Source organism: Acinetobacter sp. YH12072 (assembly GCF_013419565.1).
Classification (GTDB): Bacteria; Pseudomonadota; Gammaproteobacteria; order Pseudomonadales; family Moraxellaceae; genus Acinetobacter.
The window spans coordinates 22,639-40,889 of sequence record NZ_VOZV01000015.1 but is presented as its reverse complement, the minus strand read 5'-3'; the positions used below and the strand labels follow the sequence as shown (position 1 = coordinate 40,889).

General features: G+C 42.8%; 19 protein-coding genes and 1 tRNA gene. 10 read left to right on the top strand and 10 right to left on the bottom strand.

What is annotated here, in order from left to right:
* Window positions 1-54: 54 nt before the first annotated feature.
* From tgt to queA, 5 genes are all read right to left on the bottom strand, one after another.
* A complete protein-coding gene (tgt, locus tag FTU19_RS08175) occupies window positions 55-1,185 on the bottom strand; it encodes a tRNA guanosine(34) transglycosylase Tgt (RefSeq protein ID WP_004783611.1) in 1,131 nt (376 codons plus the stop codon).
* Window positions 1,186-1,307: 122 nt separating this feature from the next.
* A complete protein-coding gene (locus FTU19_RS08170) occupies window positions 1,308-2,162 on the bottom strand; it encodes a DUF4303 domain-containing protein (RefSeq protein WP_180130698.1) in 855 nt (284 codons plus the stop codon).
* A gap of 111 nt (window positions 2,163-2,273) precedes the next feature.
* Window positions 2,274-2,843, bottom strand: a complete 570-nt coding sequence (locus tag FTU19_RS08165) for a LemA family protein (RefSeq protein ID WP_180130695.1) — start codon at window positions 2,841-2,843, stop codon at window positions 2,274-2,276.
* Window positions 2,844-2,868: 25 nt separating this feature from the next.
* Entirely contained in the window at window positions 2,869-3,897 is a 1,029-nt protein-coding gene (locus tag FTU19_RS08160) for a hypothetical protein (protein ID WP_180130692.1), read from the bottom strand.
* A gap of 18 nt (window positions 3,898-3,915) precedes the next feature.
* On the bottom strand, window positions 3,916-4,950 hold the full coding sequence (queA, locus tag FTU19_RS08155; RefSeq protein ID WP_180130690.1) for a tRNA preQ1(34) S-adenosylmethionine ribosyltransferase-isomerase QueA: 1,035 nt from the start codon (window positions 4,948-4,950) through the stop codon (window positions 3,916-3,918).
* A gap of 167 nt (window positions 4,951-5,117) precedes the next feature.
* On the opposite strand from queA, the gene FTU19_RS08150 reads away from it, so the two are divergent.
* Window positions 5,118-5,204: transfer RNA gene (locus FTU19_RS08150), tRNA-Leu, on the top strand.
* Window positions 5,205-5,468: 264 nt separating this feature from the next.
* Here FTU19_RS08150 and FTU19_RS08145 read toward each other — a convergent pair.
* Window positions 5,469-7,112, bottom strand: coding sequence for an acyl-CoA synthetase (locus tag FTU19_RS08145; RefSeq protein WP_179992978.1), 1,644 nt, complete (start codon window positions 7,110-7,112; stop codon window positions 5,469-5,471).
* Window positions 7,113-7,353: 241 nt separating this feature from the next.
* On the opposite strand from FTU19_RS08145, the gene FTU19_RS08140 reads away from it, so the two are divergent.
* The 4 genes from FTU19_RS08140 (at window position 7,354) to infC (ending at window position 12,526) form a co-directional block, all read left to right on the top strand.
* Window positions 7,354-8,637: a D-arabinono-1,4-lactone oxidase gene (locus FTU19_RS08140; RefSeq protein ID WP_180130687.1), complete on the top strand. Its 1,284-nt coding sequence runs from the start codon at window positions 7,354-7,356 to the stop codon at window positions 8,635-8,637.
* 12 nt (window positions 8,638-8,649) lie between these two features.
* On the top strand, window positions 8,650-9,819 hold the full coding sequence (locus tag FTU19_RS08135; protein WP_180130684.1) for an alanine racemase: 1,170 nt from the start codon (window positions 8,650-8,652) through the stop codon (window positions 9,817-9,819).
* A 227-nt stretch (window positions 9,820-10,046) separates the two neighbouring features.
* Entirely contained in the window at window positions 10,047-11,969 is a 1,923-nt protein-coding gene (thrS, locus tag FTU19_RS08130; protein WP_159123058.1) for a threonine--tRNA ligase, read from the top strand.
* Between the two features lie 59 nt (window positions 11,970-12,028).
* A complete protein-coding gene (gene infC, locus FTU19_RS08125; RefSeq protein WP_004783590.1) occupies window positions 12,029-12,526 on the top strand; it encodes a translation initiation factor IF-3 in 498 nt (165 codons plus the stop codon).
* Between the two features lie 63 nt (window positions 12,527-12,589).
* Here infC and FTU19_RS08120 read toward each other — a convergent pair whose 3' ends face one another.
* From FTU19_RS08120 to FTU19_RS08110, 3 genes are all read right to left on the bottom strand, one after another.
* The gene (locus FTU19_RS08120) at window positions 12,590-12,985 is read right to left on the bottom strand and encodes a hypothetical protein (RefSeq protein WP_034170831.1); all 396 of its coding nucleotides are present in this window, start codon (window positions 12,983-12,985) and stop codon (window positions 12,590-12,592) included.
* 226 nt (window positions 12,986-13,211) lie between these two features.
* Complete coding sequence (locus tag FTU19_RS08115) at window positions 13,212-13,763, bottom strand: hypothetical protein (RefSeq protein ID WP_180130681.1); 552 nt, start codon at window positions 13,761-13,763, stop codon at window positions 13,212-13,214.
* Window positions 13,764-13,862: 99 nt separating this feature from the next.
* Window positions 13,863-14,327, bottom strand: a complete 465-nt coding sequence (locus FTU19_RS08110) for an Hsp20 family protein (protein ID WP_104425756.1) — start codon at window positions 14,325-14,327, stop codon at window positions 13,863-13,865.
* A gap of 310 nt (window positions 14,328-14,637) precedes the next feature.
* Here FTU19_RS08110 and FTU19_RS08105 point away from each other — a divergent pair, with 310 nt between their 5' ends.
* The 3 genes from FTU19_RS08105 to FTU19_RS08095 all read left to right on the top strand — a co-directional run bounded on the left by FTU19_RS08105 (window position 14,638) and on the right by FTU19_RS08095 (window position 16,051).
* Entirely contained in the window at window positions 14,638-15,258 is a 621-nt protein-coding gene (locus tag FTU19_RS08105; RefSeq protein ID WP_004783581.1) for a glutathione S-transferase N-terminal domain-containing protein, read from the top strand.
* A 72-nt stretch (window positions 15,259-15,330) separates the two neighbouring features.
* Entirely contained in the window at window positions 15,331-15,621 is a 291-nt protein-coding gene (locus FTU19_RS08100) for a hypothetical protein (RefSeq protein WP_180011741.1), read from the top strand.
* Between the two features lie 7 nt (window positions 15,622-15,628).
* Window positions 15,629-16,051: a YqaA family protein gene (locus FTU19_RS08095; RefSeq protein ID WP_034170828.1), complete on the top strand. Its 423-nt coding sequence runs from the start codon at window positions 15,629-15,631 to the stop codon at window positions 16,049-16,051.
* Between the two features lie 91 nt (window positions 16,052-16,142).
* Here FTU19_RS08095 and FTU19_RS08090 read toward each other — a convergent pair whose 3' ends face one another.
* Window positions 16,143-17,396 carry an MFS transporter gene (locus tag FTU19_RS08090; protein WP_179992973.1) on the bottom strand — a complete coding sequence of 418 codons (1,254 nt, stop codon included), beginning with the start codon at window positions 17,394-17,396 and terminating at the stop codon, window positions 16,143-16,145.
* A 230-nt stretch (window positions 17,397-17,626) separates the two neighbouring features.
* Between FTU19_RS08090 and rpmI the strand changes: the two genes are divergently transcribed.
* Entirely contained in the window at window positions 17,627-17,821 is a 195-nt protein-coding gene (gene rpmI, locus FTU19_RS08085) for a 50S ribosomal protein L35 (RefSeq protein WP_004278281.1), read from the top strand.
* 11 nt (window positions 17,822-17,832) lie between these two features.
* The gene (gene rplT, locus FTU19_RS08080) at window positions 17,833-18,192 is read left to right on the top strand and encodes a 50S ribosomal protein L20 (RefSeq protein WP_004647525.1); all 360 of its coding nucleotides are present in this window, start codon (window positions 17,833-17,835) and stop codon (window positions 18,190-18,192) included.
* The last annotated feature ends 59 nt before the right edge of the window (window positions 18,193-18,251 follow it).

Sequence of the window (18,251 nt, the reverse complement as noted above, 5' to 3'; positions counted from 1 at the left end):
TGACATATTCTTGCAATTTACCCTGTCTTTTTCCTCAGCGCAAATGCTGAAAGATTAATCTTGTGGACAAGGTGGAACTTCCAAGCCACGACGAGCGTAAAAGTCCTGAACAAATTCATCAAAAGTTCCGTTATCCAGCGCATTGCGGATATCTTCGGTAAAACGCTGGTAATAACGCAGGTTATGGATGGTACCGAGCATAGAACCCAGCATTTCTCCACATTTCTCTAAATGGAACAGATAAGCACGGGTAAAGTTCTGACAGGTATAGCAGTCACAATGTGGATCAAGTGGGCTTTGATCATGACGGTATTGGCTGTTACGGATACGCACCAGACCATCGGTCACGAAATAATGACCGTTACGTGCATTTCGGGTTGGCATGACGCAGTCGAACATGTCTACACCGCGACGGATACCTTCAACGATATCTTCCGGTTTGCCGACACCCATCAGGTAACGCGGTTTATTTTCCGGCATTTTATTCGGAAGATAATCCAGCACCTTGATCATTTCTTCTTTTGGTTCACCGACAGATAGACCGCCAATCGCATAACCGTCGAAGTCAATCTCAAGCAGACCTTTTAAGGATTCATCGCGCAGGTCTTCATACATCCCACCCTGAATAATCCCGAACAGGGCATTTTTATTGTTGAGTTCATCATGATGATGTTTCTTGCAGCGCTCAGCCCAGCGTAAAGACAGCTGCAAAGATTTTTGCGCTTCTTCATGGGTTGCAGGATAAGGCGTACATTCATCAAAAATCATCACAATATCGGAGTTCAGCGTATGCTGAATTTCCATCGAAATTTCAGGTGAAAGGAAAACTTTTGAACCATCGATCGGAGAGCGGAAGGTCACGCCTTTTTCTTCAATCTTGCGCATTGCACCCAGACTGAAGACCTGGAAGCCGCCTGAGTCAGTCAGAATCGGTTTGTCCCATTTCATGAAACCGTGCAGGCCACCATGTTGCTTGATGACTTCAAGACCCGGGCGCAGGTACAAGTGGAAGGTATTACCGAGGATAATCTGCGCTTTAATGCCTTCAACATCACGTGGCAACATGCCTTTAACCGTGCCATAAGTACCAACTGGCATAAAGACGGGTGTCTCTACTACGCCATGTTCAAGCGTTAAACGACCACGACGGGCACGACCCGACTGACCTAATTTTTCAAACTTCATAAGAGTTCCAAATCAAGGCGAAAAAACAGTTCGCTGATTACTAATGCGAATTAAAGGGCGCTATTTTCCTTGATTCTGACCTTAAACGCCAGCATTGTAGAGAATTCACTCTGTAATTTTATTTATCGATGAATAGAGGAAATATCAGGTGAAAGAGGTAAGTTTGCAGAAAATTGCTGTAAACGCTGCATAATTTCTTCCCGGCTCAAGGCACAGCTACCATCAGGTTCAGCCGCCATGGCAGCAATATGCTGGATCAATTTTTGGATATAGATATTGCTGTCGACAAAATAAGATTCCAGCGTCAGTAAATAGGCATCCTGCGCCACTTCTAGATAGTCATAAGGCTCTATCGTGAGCATTTGTTCCAGATCAATCAAGATGTCTTTGTCACTTTGCGAAAGCTTGAAGCGTTTATGGGATGCAGGCAAAGGCTGAGCTTGTCTGGAAGCTAAAAAGTCCTGCAATAAGCGACTGTCGGAATTGAGTTCAAGTGCAGATCGGCATTCAAATTCGTTCTGGGTCGGAACGCTGAGGAAAAAGATAATCGAATCTAGATCCAGACCATAAGCTTCAGAAAGTCTATGTTTAGCTTGCTTAAAAGTTTCTAGCAATAAATCCAAGTGAGTAGCAGGAAGCTGTTTTTGTTGAGCTAAGACAGGATGGCCAAAACTATGCTGGGTTTTAAAATACTCTGCCAGCCAAGTTTTAAAAGGCACGAGTTCAGATTGTGACGAGGCTTGAGTTCTATAGCGCCATTTTCGTACATTCCAGCGATCCCGTTCGGCCAGATATTGCTGTGGATCTTCAGGGTCCTGAAAAATGCTACGTTCTGTGGAAATCGCCAGATCATCCAGCAATAAAAATTCGTCAAAGACCAGACTACAGGCATAGATGTGGTCATCCTGATAGCGGTCATACAGCTGATAAAATTCCTTGACCAGCGTCTGTTGCAAGTGTTCTAAATAATCCAGCATGATTTTTTATTCTTTTTATTGGGTTTTTATAAGTGTATTGCTTTATCTCTCACTCTTTCATCATAAGCCAATGTATTGCAAATCAAAAACTATAAAATGTAATGATTTTTCTCAGTGGAAGTTCGGACGATAGTCAAAGTTTTGAGTCACGGTCTGGTCACGGAAAGGGCGTACTGCTTTCTTTTTGAGGAACATGTTATTGATAATATTGTGTGGGAAAATCTGAATCTGGTTATTGAAGAGTTCGACATTGCGGTTGTAGATGGTAATTGCAGCGCCGACATTTTCATTCTGTTCTTCAATTTCATTCATCATTTTCAGATAAATGTCATTTGCTTTCAGTTCAGGGTAGTTTTCAATCACCACATTCAGGCTGCGCATCAGTTCTTTATTCAGGTTTTCAACCCGTTGTAACTGGGCAATATCGGCATCCTGAATATTCAGGTTCATAATGTTCTGGCGCAGTTCAGTGACTTTTTCTAAAGTTCCTTTTTCAAAACTGGAATATTGCTCAACCAGAGCTTGCAGACCATCCAGGATTTTTAGTTTTTGCCGCTCATAGCTGGCGACATCGGACCATGCACGAATAGTGGAGTTATGATGACGCACAATGCTGTTACGAATCATGATAATGGCAATAATGACCAGAAGCGGGATAATGACAAAAACAAAAAATCCCATAAAAGTAGTCCCCAGAAAAAAATAATTATTTTAAAAATTGCGTCAGATCAGTATGTAACTTTTCCAATTCTATTAATTTAAACGTTCTGAGATGGCCACGCAATGTGGAAATATCGTTAATTTTATCGTGTTTACTGGATACCTGAAATAAATCATGTGGTCCCAGATAGCAGAGCATATGACTTTCCGGGTGAAACAGTAAATCGCCCTGACGCTGTTCAAAAAAGTCCGCTAGTCGAAGTACAAAACCAGGCGTGAGCATTTTGGCCATTTGCATCGGATCACTGCCAAAGAAATTTAACTTCTGGTTGGTGCGAATGTCGCTGCTGTGCCAGGGATAAGCATAAGGATAATGAAATTTCTTTCTGGAGGTAGTCACGGCTAGCCCCTGAATCTGAACATCAAAAACAAATACCCCCCAAAGGTCTTTATGTACCTGGGTCAGTTTGACCGGTTGACCTTCCTTATTGCGTACCTGAACTTCATGTACATAATGATATTGAAAGACTAGAACCTGATGTTGTTGACCATCTTCATCTTCCCAGACGGTGCTGGCATAGCGTGAAATTTCATTACTCAGAGAGCCCTGATTAAATACCGGGAACAGACGTTTTAAATGGCTAATAAAATGTAGGGGATTCAGTGGAATAGAAATATGTTGTGGCTGCCTCTGAAAAGTCAGCTGGTATTTTTTGGCGAGCGCCTCATCTTCCAGATAACGAATGACTTCATCCAGTGGCTTTCGATGTTCATAGCTGATATAAGCCCAGAATACCAATAGGCATCCAAAGAAAACACCGCTTTGCATCCAGATATTGGCAGGCGCTACAAAGATGCAGCCAATCAGAAAGAGTCCGATTCCGGCCAGAGCAAGCGGTAAATTATTTTCAAATTTTAAGCTAATTGGGCCATTCCAGGGGTGCAAGCCATCCAATAATTCCTGATAGCTTTTTGCCTGACGACCCAGATCCCAGAGCCGGGCGATATTGCGAAACACCACTGCATTTTTCTTACGTCGAATATGAATGGAATGCTGCACAGACTCGATCGGCATCGGGACGGTTCCTGTTGGTTATTGCGCTTGATCAATCAGCATGGCATCGCCATAACTGAAGAAGCGGTATTTGCTTTCAACCGCGTGTTTGTAAGCATTCAGAATGTTTTCACGGTTAGATAGAGCCGAAACCAGCATGAGCAGAGTAGATTCTGGTAAATGGAAGTTGGTGATCAATCGATCCACCACTTTGAACTCATAACCCGGATAGATGAAGATTTGAGTATCACCGGTCCAGCCTTTTAGTTCACCACCATTGGCCTGAGCCGCACTTTCGGTCGCACGGGTTGCGGTCGTACCCACAGCAATGACTTTATTACCGCGTGCTTTGGTGGCCTTGATCAATTCCATGGATTCATCCGATACCTGACACCATTCGCTGTGCATGATATGGTTTTCGATATCATTGGTACGAACTGGCAGGAAAGTACCTGCACCGACATGCAAGGTCACAAAGGTTTTCTGAATGCCTTTTTCTTCCAGTTTCTTCAGCAATTCTTCATCGAAGTGCAGGGAAGCGGTAGGAGCAGCAACGCTGGCCAGTTTTGTCGGATCGTTAAAAACAGTCTGATAACGTACTGTATCAATTTCTTCTGCTTCACGGTTGAAATAAGGTGGAATTGGTAGCGCACCGTATTGATCCAGCACATCCAGAATCGGCTGAGAAAACTCGACAATAAACAGATTTTCATGACGACCTTGAACGGTGACTTTGACTTCATCTGGACCGATAAATAATTCTGCACCGGCTTTAGGTGTGTTGCTGGCCTTGATATGACAATGCGCAATGAACTGATCCATCATACGCTCAACCAGTACTTCAACTGCACCACCAGAGGCGCGTTTACCTTTCAGACGCGCTTTCATTACTTTGGTATCGTTCAGAACCAGCAAATCACCTTCATTCAATAAATCCAGTATATCGGTGAACTGGTGATCGTGATATTGGCCTTGTGCATCAAGATGTAACAGGCGAGAAGCACTACGTTGTTCAAGAGGATAGCGAGCAATCAGCTCATCAGGGAGATCGAAACTAAAATCAGAAAGTTGCATGACAATTTACGATAAAAAAACTGCGGCTAGTATAAACTTTTTTCTTTTTTATGGCGGGAATTGCTCGATTATAAAACAAAAAAATAAGAATTGTTTTAAAATTAGGCAAATGTGTTTTTTCTGCGTTGACAAGTTTTTGAAACAGAGTAATATAGCCGTCATCCACTCCCGAGGTGGTGAAATTGGTAGACGCGGCGGACTCAAAATCCGCTGTCAGAGATGACGTGTCGGTTCGAGTCCGACCCTCGGGACCAAGATTCTGAAGAACCCCAAGCATATTAAGTCTTGGGGTTTTTTATTGCCTAAAAATAAGCACGTAGATGTGGACCTCATTGATTGATCGCATTCTGTATCTTTAATTTGGTAAGGCATCTTTCAGGATAAGAACCTTAATCAGCACTTAAATAAACTAATTGCCTTTATTCTGAATATAAAAAAACCCCACTCACCAATTTTTTCTTTTTTCACTATTAAAAATAAAATTCAGGAGTGGAGCTAGATATTACAGTCTTAATAAATTAAGAAAATTCACCCGTTGAGCGTTCTTTGGCCCAGTCACGCAGGATAAATTTCTGCAATTTCCCGGTTGAAGTTTTTGGAATCTCGGTAATCACCACATCTTTAGGTACTTTAAAACGCGCCAGATGTTGCTTGCAGAATTCGATAATCTCTTCTGCTGTGGCAGTTTGTCCTACTTTCAGTTCGACAAAGGCACATGGCACTTCCTGCCAGCGAGGATCTGGTTTTGCCACCACGGCTGCCGTGAGAATAGCAGGATGCTGATAGAGCACTTCTTCCACTTCCAGCGATGAAATGTTTTCACCACCCGAAATAATCACATCTTTAGAGCGGTCAGTGATTTTTGCATAACCATCAGGTTGGCATACTGCCAGATCGCCAGTATGGAACCAGCCACCGGCAAAGGCTTCTGCAGTTGCTTCCGGATTCTTTAAATAACCTTTCATGACGATGTTGCCACGGAACATGATTTCACCCATGGTCTGACCATCATGTGGCACTTCCTGCATAGTGTCAGGATCAAGTACTTTCATGCCATCTTGCAGCGGATATGGTACACCTTGACGAGAATGCAATTGCGCCTGCTCCTGAATCGACAGATCTGACCAGCCTGCCTGAGACGCACAGAGCGCAGAAGGGCCGTAGGTCTCAGTTAGACCATAGACATGAGTCACATTAATACCGATATTGCGCATGCCCTCAATGATTGCAGCAGGAGGCGCAGCACCGGCTACCATCACTTCGACACGATGATCAAACTTGGTCTTTTTCTCTTCAGGGGTATTGATCAGCATTGATAGTACAATTGGCGCACCGCAGAAATAATCCACTTTATGTTCAGCAATCAGCTTAAAGATCAGTTCCGGATCAACTTTACGTAAACAGACGTTCGTACCGCCATTGGCTGCCATGGTCCAGGCAAAGCACCAGCCATTACAGTGGAATAGCGGTAAGGTCCATAAGTAAGTGGCACGTGGCATCATGCCACAGGCAATGATATTACTGGCTGCATTAATATAGGCGCCACGGTGATGGTAAACCACGCCTTTCGGGTTACCTGTGGTTCCAGAAGTGTAGTTCAGGCTAATCGCATTCCATTCATCATCCGGTAAATGCCATTCAAAATTGGCATCGCCTTGAGCCAGCCAGTCTTCATATTCAATCTGGCCGATACGGGTATCTTCACCCTCAAATTCCTCATCAGCCACGTCAATCACATAAATGTCTTGCTGTGGAACCAGAGCCAAAGCTTCTGTTGCAACTGCAGAAAATTCTGGATCGACCAGCAGTACTTTGGTCTCAGCATGTTCCAGCATGAACGCCAATGTTTTGGCATCCAGACGGGTATTTAAGGTATTCAGGACCGCACCCGCCATTGGCACAGCAAAGTGTGCTTCGATCATCGCAGGTACGTTTGGCAGTAAAACTGAAACGGTGTCATTTTTACCGATGCCTAAATTCTGGAGCTGGTGGGCAAACTGACGGCAACGATTGTATTTTTCACGCCAGGTAATACGACGCTTACCATGAATGATCGCATTTTGATTCGGGTAGATATAAGCCGCGCGATCGAGATAGCGTAAAGGTGACAGCGCTACAAAATTGGCAGGGGTGCGCGGTAATTCATCGTATGCCTTAACCATTGTAAAACTCCGTTCTATATTTATTTTTCATATCCTGTTAAAAAAGATATGCAATTCTTGGAAGTCTTGCAGTTATGCTTTAGTCGAGTGCGAATGTATAATTTTAAAAATTTAAATAATTGAATATTAATAAAATTATTTTTAAGCACCGATTTTTTTGAACCTATGGGTTCCCATATTTGCCTTTTTAGGTATTTTACTCTAAATGGGTGTTAAATATAGCCTCAGCCAAGGAATAATAATGAAAATACAACAGGCGGATGCAACATGGCGCAACTGGTCAGGAAGCCAGTACAGTTCTCCTCAAATTTTTGAGCCTAAAGAAATTAATGAATTGCAAAATCTGGTGAAGTCACATGCGCAGATTCGTGTGGTGGGTGCAGGACATTCATTCAGTGCACTAGCTAAAACCGATGAGGTCTTGATTCGTCTGGATCATTTCAAAGGCGTGATAGATGCAGATGAAGCGACAGCTCAATGTACTGTACAGGCAGGTACGCGTTTATCTGAGTTGGGTGAATATCTAGCCCCTCTTAATCAGGCTTTGATCAATCAAGGCGATATTGATCAGCAAAGTCTGGCGGGTGCAGTCTCGACCGGTACGCATGGCACGGGAATTGATTTGCCGTGTTTATCTGCTTTCGTTCAAGGCTTTGAATTACTGACTGCAGATGGCGAATTATTGCAATGTGATGAGCAGCAAAATACGGAAATTTTTCAGGCAGGGCGGGTAGCACTGGGCAGTCTTGGAATACTCACCAAAATCACCCTGCAAAATCGGCCGCGTTATAAATTAAAAGAACAGATCCGGTTGTGTTCATTAAAAGACATATTTTCCAATATCGATCAATGGAAACATCAGCATCGACATCTTGAGTTTTGGGCTTTTCTGTATGCTGATCAGGTCATGCTGAAAACGCTGGATGAAACTGATGACCGCATTCAGCCGAGAAAAGAAAGCTGGCCATCAGAAGATAGTTTATTAATGTTGTGCTCGGAATTGACAAGGTTATTGCCGTCTACCAATCCTTATCTGCAAAAGCTGCTTGGTGTTTTTGTCAAACCGACCTGTTTTGTGGATTGGTCCAGTCAGATTTTCCCCACACCGCGTAATACCCGATTTAATGAAATGGAATATCAGATTCCGGTCGAACTAGGCTTGCAGTGTCTGGAAGAAGTGCTGCATTGTTTAAGGCAGCATCGTGTGCCGATGTTCTTTCCGATCGAGTTTCGTTATGTCAAAGCGGATGACATCTGGCTCAGTCCGTTTTATCAGCGGGATTCAGTTTCAATTTCTATCCATCAGTTTTATAAGCAGGATTATCACGTCATTTTTAATCTAGTGGAACCGATTTTTCAGAAATATCAGGGGCGACCGCATTGGGGGAAATTGCATAACATGCATGCTGCATCACTGCGTGATTTATATCCAAAATGGCCTGAATTTGTGGCGCTACGTCAGCAACTGGATCCGCAGAAAAAATGGCTGAATCCCTACTTGAAACAACTGTTTCTGGCTAAGTAGCAGGAGTAAAAGATGCGATCAACTTATTTTCAGCAATTGACTCAAGACCTAAAACAGCAGGGTACAGGTACACCACAACTGATTCTGGATTTGGCGCAATATCAGCATAATCTGAATGTTGTGCAGTCGAAGCTCCCTGTGCAGTTAAAGCCACGTCTGGTGGTGAAATCTCTAGCCAGTACCGAAATGCTTCAATTCGCTAGTGAAAAGCTGAATACCCAGCGTTTTATGGTATTTCATCTGCCACATCTTCGGGAAATTATCGGAGCATTTCAGCAAGCGGACATTCTGCTCGGTAAACCGATGCCGATTCATGCAGCGCAGCGCTTTTATCAGAGCTGGTTTGGTCAAAAGGGCTTAAATCCTCAAGCAAAAATTCAATGGCTGATCGATAGTCAGGCACGCCTGGAGCAATATCTGCAACTCGCGCAAAGTCTGAATCTCTGCCTGAATGTGAATATTGAAATTGACGTGGGTCTACATCGCGGAGGAGTAAGCAGTCAGGAACAGTTCGTAGCCCTACTCAAGCTGATTCAGCAGCATCCTCTGGATCTAAAATTTTCCGGATTAATGGGCTACGATGCGCATGTAGCCAAACTGCCAAAAATTCTCAAAAGTCCTGAAAAAAGTTATCAGCAATCACAGCAGATTTATCAACAATTCAAGCTGACGCTGCAACAGCAATTTCCTGATTTATGGCATGAAAACCTATGTTTTAACGGTGGCGGCAGTCCGACCTTTATGCAGCATTGCCAGCAGAGTGTTTGTAATGATCTGGCTTTTGGTTCCATGCTACTTAAACCCAGCGATTTTGATCTAGACAATCTCTCAGCTTTAAAATGTGCCTTGTGGATCGCCACACCAATTTTAAAAGTGCTGCCTTATAGCCAGATTCCTGGACTGGAAATGCTGAATCATCTACCACATCAGCATAAAGCGCTATTTGTGTATGGTGGCTACTGGCAGGCGGACTATTATTTTCCAGAAAAAAGCCAGCCGCATGTTTTATATGGACGCAGTAGCAATCAGGAAATGGTTCTGGTACCGAAATCTTGCGAACTGAAAGTCGATGATTATGTGTTTTTAAGGCCGACCCAAAGTGAGGCTATTATTCCCCAGTTTTCTCACTTGTATGTCTATGCTGAAAGGCAATTTGAAGCGTGGCAAACCTTTAGAGAATAAATAATTCTTGAGCGAATAATGATCTTAACTCGTTGCAGCTCAAAAGAACTTTTTGGTGATAAATCCTATTTTTATTAGGGAAAAGGTTTAATCATTGGCTCAAGCCGTGTAAAATTCTAGGCGATTTTTTATTTATCCACCGTTTTTATCTTTTGAGGTTCTCCCTCGATCATAATCTCGCGGTGACATGCTCCATGGTACGGGGCATCACTCCTTAAGGATTTCATATGCCAATTATCACTTTGCCAAATGGCGATCAAAAACAGTTTGATCACGCCGTATCTGTGATGGAAGTTGCTCAAAGCATCGGTCCTGGTCTTGCAAAAAATACCGTTGCAGGTCGTGTAAACGATCGTCTAGTGGACGCGTGCGATCTGATTACTGAAGACGCAACCTTACACATCATCACGCCTAAAGATGAAGAAGGTGTCGAAATTATTCGTCACTCTTGCGCACACTTGGTGGGTCATGCCGTTAAGCAATTGTTCCCAGAAGCAAAGATGGTCATTGGTCCAGTCATTGAAGAAGGTTTCTACTATGACATCTGGATGCCACGTCCATTTACTTTAGATGACATGGCTGCGATTGAAGAGCGTATGAAAAAGCTCATCGATCAAGACTATGACGTCGTGAAAAAAATGACTCCACGTGATGAAGTGATTGCAGAATTCACTGCACGTGGCGAAGAATACAAATTGCGCCTGATCGCAGACATGCCTGAAGAAACTCAAATGGGCCTGTACTACCATCAGGACTATCTGGATATGTGCCGTGGTCCGCACGTACCAAATACCAAATTCCTAAAATCGTTCAAACTGACTAAAATTTCTGGTGCTTACTGGCGCGGTGATGCGAAGAATGAACAGCTACAACGGATCTATGGTACAGCTTGGGCGGATAAGAAACAGCTCGCAGCTTATATCAAGCGTATTGAAGAAGCTGAAAAACGCGATCACCGTAAAATTGGTAAAGCCTTAGACTTGTTCCATATGCAGGAAGAAGCACCAGGTATGGTGTTCTGGCATCCAAACGGCTGGACCATTTACCAAGTGCTTGAACAATACATGCGTAAAGTTCAGCAAGAAAATGGCTATCTTGAAATCCGTACACCACAAGTGGTGGATTTCACGCTTTGGGAAAAATCAGGTCACGCAGCGAACTATGCTGAAAACATGTTTACGACTCATTCAGAGAACCGTAACTACGCTGTAAAACCGATGAACTGTCCTTGTCACGTGCAAGTGTTCAACCAGGGCTTAAAATCATATCGTGATCTTCCAATCCGTTTAGCGGAGTTTGGTTCATGTCACCGTAACGAGCCATCGGGTTCTTTACACGGCATCATGCGTGTACGTGGTTTTACCCAAGATGATGCGCATATTTTCTGTACTAAAGAACAAATCGGTACTGAAGTTGCAGACTTTATCAAATTGACACTAGACGTATACAAAGATTTTGGCTTTGAAGAAGTACAAATGAAGTTATCTACACGTCCTGAAAAACGTGTGGGTGATGATGCACTTTGGGATATGGCAGAAAAATCTTTGGCAGATGCTTTAGATGCTGCTGGCCTAGATTGGGATTTACAACCAGGTGAAGGTGCATTCTACGGTCCGAAGATCGAATTCTCATTGAAAGACTGCTTAGGCCGAATCTGGCAGTGTGGTACCATTCAATGTGACTTCAACCTTCCAGAACGTCTGGATGCCTCTTATGTTACTGAAGACAACGATCGTGATCAGCCTGTGATGTTGCACCGTGCAATTCTTGGCAGTTTCGAACGTTTTATTGGTATACTGATTGAACACTACGCGGGCTTTATGCCACCTTGGTTATCACCAGTGCAAGCGTGTGTCATGAATATTACTGATGCTCAAGCCGAGGCTTGTGAGTCAGTCGTCGCGAAACTTAAAGAAAACGGAATTCGTGCAATTTCTGACTTGAGAAATGAGAAAATCGGCTTTAAGATTCGTGAACGTACTTTAGAGCGTATTCCTTACTTATTGGTACTTGGGGACCGTGAGGTAGAGGAAGGTACTGTGAATGTCCGTACCCGCTCAGGAAAAAATTTGGGTACTATGTCAATCGATGCTTTCGTTGACTTAGTAAAAGCAGCCGTTGCCGAACGCGGCCGGTACATTGTGGAGTAACAGCGATTAAACAGCCTGACCGTAATCAACAGGGCGGTAATAAATCAAACCGTCCTGCCTTGAATGATGAAATTCGTGCTAAAGAAGTTCGTCTTGTAGACGAAAATGGTGAGCAAAAAGGTATTGTAAGCCTTGCGGAAGCATTGCGCGCAGCAGAAAATGTTGAGCTTGATCTTGTTGAGATCGTAGCCAATGCTGAGCCACCTGTTTGCAAAATCATGGACTTCAATAAGCATTTGTTTGATCTGAAACAAAAGCAGAAAGAAGCGAAGAAAAAACAACATCAAGTCCAGGTGAAAGAAATCAAGCTACGTCCTGCGACAGATGTAGGTGATTACAACGTAAAATTACGTGCAATCATCAAATTCCTTGAAGAAGGAAACAAGGTTAAAATTACCCTGCGTTTCCGTGGTCGTGAAATGGCTCACCAGCAACTGGGTCTGGCTCAACTGCAAAAAGTTGAAGCAGACGTCGTTGAATATGGTGTTGTTGAACAAGCACCAAAAATGGAAGGTCGTCAAATGGGTATGCTGCTTGGTCCTAAAAAGAAAAAGTAAGCATCTCTTGATGAAAAAAAGCCCTGCATTTGCAGGGCTTTTTTTATGAGGTAATTTAATCTTCTATTGAGCAGGGTAGGATTTTCCTGCTTCTACAATCGGAATATTGGCCTCAGTGGGTACATAAATTATTTGTTGAATACGACCTTCACGTAGGGCTTCACCAAATGCACCAATAAATTCCTGCTTGCGATATTCAGGATAATCTTTAGCTGCCTGCCCAACGAGTTTAATGGCTTCTGCGCGCAGTTTGGCACTTTCCAGTTCCGCTTTTGCAACTTGCACTTGAATCATTTTGGATTGTTCTGCTTCAGCCAATGCTGCCTGACCATCCATGCCTTGTTTCCAAACTTTATAATGTGGCCAGCCAAACAATAGCAGTAAAATGACAATCAATAAAAAGAACAGCAAGCCCAATAGCATGAATGGACTGAGGGCGTTGCGACGGACATAATTCATAGTGCACCTACGGCAGATTTTTTTATCTATGGTATTTATTGAATGTTTTATTCTGTTTCAGAAAAAGCATAGCCGAAATTTTATGTAAATCAAATATATGTAGTGATAGGGGAAAGTCCTAACCAGAACACCATTTTTTAATAACTGCTTTTTATCCTTTGGAATCTGATGAGATAAATTTCTTTCAGCTTAAACTTCATGATTAAAATTGCTTTTGAATCAGCCTTTATGATCTTAAATTCCAAGCACTGTACATGGCTTGAATGATTTCCTTAGCTTGCTGGCGGGAAAACATCGATAAATGAATCCGGAATAATCTTAAACAGAGCTGGTCGCGCCAACTGGGCTGACAAAGAATAAAATCGAGCGTGCCATCTCGCTGATTAATTTGATGAGCGGGAAGTCCGATTAGCCAGCGTTTGGTACGTGCCTTAATTGAATCATATTGAGGATTGATAAAGCTGTAATGGACGGTTTCACGATATAAACACAGACTGATCCGGTATCCTGCCAGGGTGTAATAAATTGTCCGCGAGGTGATTTTTAGTTTAATGCTATATACCAAGAGCGATAGCATCAGGAAACCCAGCATATAGCCATAAAAGCTTGGGGACTCCTGCCATAAAAATACCAATCCTCGAACAAAACTGGAAGGAGGATCTGGAGTATGACGGTATAAGGTCATCAAAATCCCAACGGGATAGCAAAGGAGGAGAAGTCCCATATGTTTCATCGTCTGGGCACTTTGATGAAACAGAATAATGTCTGATGTGTTCATATTATTATTTTTATAAGGAGTGAAAATTGAACACTTTCAAGCTTAAGGATTCTGTCCTAAAAAAGAAAGACCCGTTCGGGCCTTTCTTTTCGTTGAGGATCAGCTTTGCTGCTCGTTAGATTCATTTTTTTCAGCTAACAGCTTTTTGCCAATCGGAATCTGACGAGGCAATTTTTCTTCCGGCACATTGCGCTGCAATTCGATTTTCAATAAACCATTTTCAAATTCAGCTTGTTGTACCTCCACATGTTCATCCAGACGTAAAGACAGCTTGAATGAACGGTGGGCGATGCCTTTATGTAGGAATTCCACAGTCGTATCTGAATTTTCTTCCATCGCTTTACCGCTAATGGTCAGAACCTGATTTTCCAGATTGATCTCTAGCTGGTCTTCATTGAATCCGGCAGCAGAAACCACAATGCGGTAATTGTTGTCGCCGGTTTTTTCAATGTTGTAATGTGGATAGTTCGGTGCCTCACTTTGCATTGCATAATCAAAAAGGTCATTAAAGCGGTCAAAACCGATACTACGACGGAATAGTGGGCTAAGACTGAAATTGCTCATTGATCTTACCTCCTGATCTCAGAAAAGTTTTTTAAACAACATGCAATTCTTCAATATGAACTCAGTGATTAGAAACAATCTCCTGAATAGATCATTGCTCTATTTCTAATATAGGATTGAGGCGAAGCTTTTCAAGCCTCAAGATTTAAAAATATTTGAACCCATCTTGGGCTAAAAATAATGCTTTAAATTTAGCGATTTTACTGCTGAACCTATAACAAAATATGCGGAAGTAGGGCTTTAAATCATGCTATAACTAGATCAAATTTCAATAATGTCATGTAAAAACGAAAAGGTAACAGGTAATAACATGATTGATCTCTATTATTGGGGAACGCCCAATGGCCATAAAATTACCATCGCATTAGAAGAAATGGGCTTGGAGTATAAAATTTTCCCGATCAATATTCTGGAAAATGACCAGTTTCAACCTGATTTTTTACGTATCTCTCCAAATAACAAAATTCCTGCGATTGTGGATCAGGATGGCCCGCGTGGTGAACCGATTTCAGTCTTTGAATCTGGCGCGATTCTGCAATATTTGGGTCGTAAAACCGGCCTGTTTTATCCGGATGATGAGCAGCAACGTGTTGAAGTTGAGCAATGGCTGATGTGGCAAATGGGTGGCTTGGGTCCGATGCTGGGGCAGAATCATCACTTTAGCCGTTTTGCTCCTGAGCGTATCCCATATGCTACTGATCGTTATGTCAATGAAACCAAGCGTCTATATGGGGTTCTGAACAAACAGCTGATTGGTCAGAAATATGTAGCTGGTGAGTATTCGATTGCGGATATGGCTATTTTGCCATGGGTGCTACGTCATGAATGGCAGCAGATTGATCTGGCTGATTATCCGGAAGTACAGGAATATGTGACCCGCCTGACTGCGCGTCCAGCGGTGCAAAGAGCGTTAGCAATACAGGTCAGATAAGTCTGGCCTTTGTGCTAAACTAGATAAAAGTAGATTAAACCACCTTTGGGTGGTTTTTTATTGGGTGAGTATATGAAAGATTTTTTCCTGAACTTTACTAAAATCGTGGAAACGAATCCTCGAATTTACTGGAGTATTATTTTCGGTATCGCAGCTTGTCTGCTGCTGTTTATTGCTGAAATTGTGCATGTGGATCAGGTGATCAGTGCCTTGAATACCAAAGATCGTCAGATTTTAAATACAGCTCTTGAGCCGATCACCCAGAAATATCAATGGTCACGTATTTTGGTCATGGTTATGGCTATAGTCTGGGCGAATTGGGAATATCTTAAAGCCAAGAAAAAACTGGGTTTAAGCCGCTAGTCTCGGGATGTCCCTGTTTCTGCTCTTTCTTGCCGCTTTTGGTGCAGCCACTTTATTACCGCTGCAGTCGGAAGCGGTTTTGCTGGGTTTATTATGGCAAGGGAGCTATTCGGCGGCCTTGCTCATCATGATTGCAAGTGCTGGAAATATCTTGGGTTCCTGTGTGAACTGGTATCTGGGGTTCAAGATTGAGCAATATAAGCATAAAAAATGGTTTCCAGTCTCTGAGCAGCAGATGCTTAAAGCTCAAAGTACCTATCAGAAATACGGCTATTGGTCATTATTGCTGAGCTGGGTGCCGATTATTGGCGATCCAATTACATTAATTGCCGGTTTGCTCAAGGAAAATTTTACCCGTTTTATTTTGATAGTCAGTATTGCCAAAATTGGACGTTATCTGTTTGTCTATTGGGCGTATGCGATGTTTTAAAAAAGAGGCATAAAGCCTCTTTTTATTTATATTCATCATTAGTGCGCAGAATTTTCTTGATTGAAAAACCTTTGCACATCAGAACTAAAAATTATTTTTCATTTCCTTTGGTAATATCAACTCCAAACAGATCCTTGGTTCTCGCCCAGCTGATGGCAACCACCAGTAGGGTCATGCTGCCACCAAACACTGTAGCCATAATCGTACCCATATATCTCGCAGCCAGACCAGACTCAAAAGCACCCAGTTCATTACTAGACGAGACAAACATGCCGTTTACTGCAGCAACCCGGCCACGCATATTATCGGGTGGATAAATCTGTAAAATCGTCTGACGAATCACCACTGAAATACTGTCACAAGCCCCGGTCATGGCAAGAGCAAACAGAGATAGCCACATCGAGTTGGAGAAAGCAAATAGTAAAGTAAAGACACCGAAACCTGCGACTGCAAGCAGCATATTACGCCAGGCATGTTGCGTAGGCGGAAAGCGGGTCAGGACAATCATGGTTATCAGCGCACCAATGGAAGGAGCAGCCCGTAAATAACCCAAACCCTCTGGACCAACTTTTAGAATATCTTCGGCAAAAATCGGTAAGAGGGCAATCACCCCACCAAACAATACCGAAACTAGATCTAGGGAAATCGACCACAGTACAATTTTACTGTTCCAGATGAAGCGGAAACCATCGCCCAGACTATGCAGGACATTTTCAGTTTCAATTTTAGGAAAATCGCGCTTTTGCAATAAGTTAATCAGAACAAAACAGATGCTGACCAGTACTGCGACAGTTAGAAGACTGGTTTCCCGACCTAAAAACGCCAGCATAAAACCACCGAGCATCGGCCCGATAATTACACCACTTTGCCAGCCAATTGTGGTCCAAGTTGCACCATTGGCATAGAGTGCACGTGGAATCAGAAAGGGTTTTAGTGAAGTTGCTGAAGGATTATAAAAGCCACGAATGGTACCCAGACAGAAAATGACGGCATAAATTCCCCAAGATAATTGACTGGTGCTGAGGTTTCCCAAACCGTGATAATGAAACAGTGACCAGAGAATGACAGGCATCGGAATGGCAAAAAATAAACAGATTTTCATAATAGTCTGCTTATTAAAACGATCCGCAACATATCCACCCCATAAAGAAAGGGAAATAAATGGAATCGCCTCTGCCAGACCAATCAGTCCTAAGGTCAGCGGGTCTTTGGTAATCTGATATAGTGAATAGGCAACAATAATTTCCTGAATCAGAATGGCTAAAGTCAGGCAAAACTGATTTAAGGTAACAATAGAAAAGTCTCGATAACGGAGTGCGGCAAATGCATCGGGCTGAATGTGCATAAAGAGCTGTAACTGAAAAAATTGACAAATTATAAAGTGATATCGCAAGCAGTATATAAATTCATCATTCAATTCTTATCGTAAAAAATGCTAAGTTTGCAGATTCATCAAGAAAAAAAGACTAGTGCTTTTGTTTTAAGCAAAGATGCATTAGAATATCGGCTCCCTTACCTGCAGGGCGTTCTTGCAATGGTGCAGACGTGCCGAACAGGTGTTCAAAAGAGGTTGTTATGCCTAAGATGAAAACTCGCCGTGGTGCAGCTAAACGCTTCAAAGCGACTGCTAACGGTTTTAAGCGTAAACAAGCGTTCAAACGCCACATTTTGACCAAAAAATCTGCTAAGCGTATTCGTCAATTGCGCGGCTGTGTAATGGTTCACGTAAGTGACGTTGCTTCAGTTCGTCGTATGTGCCCGTACATCTAAGGAGATTATAAATGGCTCGTGTAAAACGTGGTGTACAGGCTCATCGCCGTCACAAAAAAATTCTTGCTCGCGCTAAAGGTTACTATGGTGCTCGTTCACGCGTTTACCGCGTAGCGTTCCAAGCGGTAATCAAAGCTGGTCAATACGCTTACCGTGACCGTCGTCAGAAGAAACGTCAATTCCGTGCTCTATGGATTGCGCGTATCAACGCTGGTGCACGTCAAAACGGTTTATCGTACAGCCGTATGATCGCTGGCTTGAAAAAAGCTCAGGTTATCATCGACCGTCGCGTACTTGCTGACATCGCTATGCATGACGCAGTTGCGTTTGCAGCTCTAGCTTCTAAAGCTAAAGATGCGTTGGCTGCATAAGTCTTTATGACTTAGAAAAAAGACCGCTTTTAGCGGTCTTTTTTTATCTCTGTCTTTTT

What these genes read in the sequence shown, in the direction of transcription:
- tgt (WP_004783611.1), bottom strand. Translation starts at nt 1,185, where the DNA reads ATGAAGTTTGAAAAATTAGGTCAGTCGGGTCGTGCCCGTCGTGGTCGT.
- FTU19_RS08170 (WP_180130698.1), bottom strand. Translation starts at nt 2,162, where the DNA reads ATGCTGGATTATTTAGAACACTTGCAACAGACGCTGGTCAAGGAATTT.
- FTU19_RS08165 (WP_180130695.1), bottom strand. Translation starts at nt 2,843, where the DNA reads ATGGGATTTTTTGTTTTTGTCATTATCCCGCTTCTGGTCATTATTGCC.
- FTU19_RS08160 (WP_180130692.1), bottom strand. Translation starts at nt 3,897, where the DNA reads ATGCCGATCGAGTCTGTGCAGCATTCCATTCATATTCGACGTAAGAAA.
- queA (WP_180130690.1), bottom strand. Translation starts at nt 4,950, where the DNA reads ATGCAACTTTCTGATTTTAGTTTCGATCTCCCTGATGAGCTGATTGCT.
- FTU19_RS08145 (WP_179992978.1), bottom strand. Translation starts at nt 7,112, where the DNA reads ATGGTTAAGGCATACGATGAATTACCGCGCACCCCTGCCAATTTTGTA.
- FTU19_RS08140 (WP_180130687.1), top strand. Translation starts at nt 7,354, where the DNA reads ATGAAAATACAACAGGCGGATGCAACATGGCGCAACTGGTCAGGAAGC.
- FTU19_RS08135 (WP_180130684.1), top strand. Translation starts at nt 8,650, where the DNA reads ATGCGATCAACTTATTTTCAGCAATTGACTCAAGACCTAAAACAGCAG.
- thrS (WP_159123058.1), top strand. Translation starts at nt 10,047, where the DNA reads ATGCCAATTATCACTTTGCCAAATGGCGATCAAAAACAGTTTGATCAC.
- FTU19_RS08120 (WP_034170831.1), bottom strand. Translation starts at nt 12,985, where the DNA reads ATGAATTATGTCCGTCGCAACGCCCTCAGTCCATTCATGCTATTGGGC.
- FTU19_RS08115 (WP_180130681.1), bottom strand. Translation starts at nt 13,763, where the DNA reads ATGAACACATCAGACATTATTCTGTTTCATCAAAGTGCCCAGACGATG.
- FTU19_RS08110 (WP_104425756.1), bottom strand. Translation starts at nt 14,327, where the DNA reads ATGAGCAATTTCAGTCTTAGCCCACTATTCCGTCGTAGTATCGGTTTT.
- FTU19_RS08105 (WP_004783581.1), top strand. Translation starts at nt 14,638, where the DNA reads ATGATTGATCTCTATTATTGGGGAACGCCCAATGGCCATAAAATTACC.
- FTU19_RS08100 (WP_180011741.1), top strand. Translation starts at nt 15,331, where the DNA reads ATGAAAGATTTTTTCCTGAACTTTACTAAAATCGTGGAAACGAATCCT.
- FTU19_RS08095 (WP_034170828.1), top strand. Translation starts at nt 15,629, where the DNA reads ATGTCCCTGTTTCTGCTCTTTCTTGCCGCTTTTGGTGCAGCCACTTTA.
- FTU19_RS08090 (WP_179992973.1), bottom strand. Translation starts at nt 17,396, where the DNA reads ATGCACATTCAGCCCGATGCATTTGCCGCACTCCGTTATCGAGACTTT.
- rpmI (WP_004278281.1), top strand. Translation starts at nt 17,627, where the DNA reads ATGCCTAAGATGAAAACTCGCCGTGGTGCAGCTAAACGCTTCAAAGCG.
- rplT (WP_004647525.1), top strand. Translation starts at nt 17,833, where the DNA reads ATGGCTCGTGTAAAACGTGGTGTACAGGCTCATCGCCGTCACAAAAAA.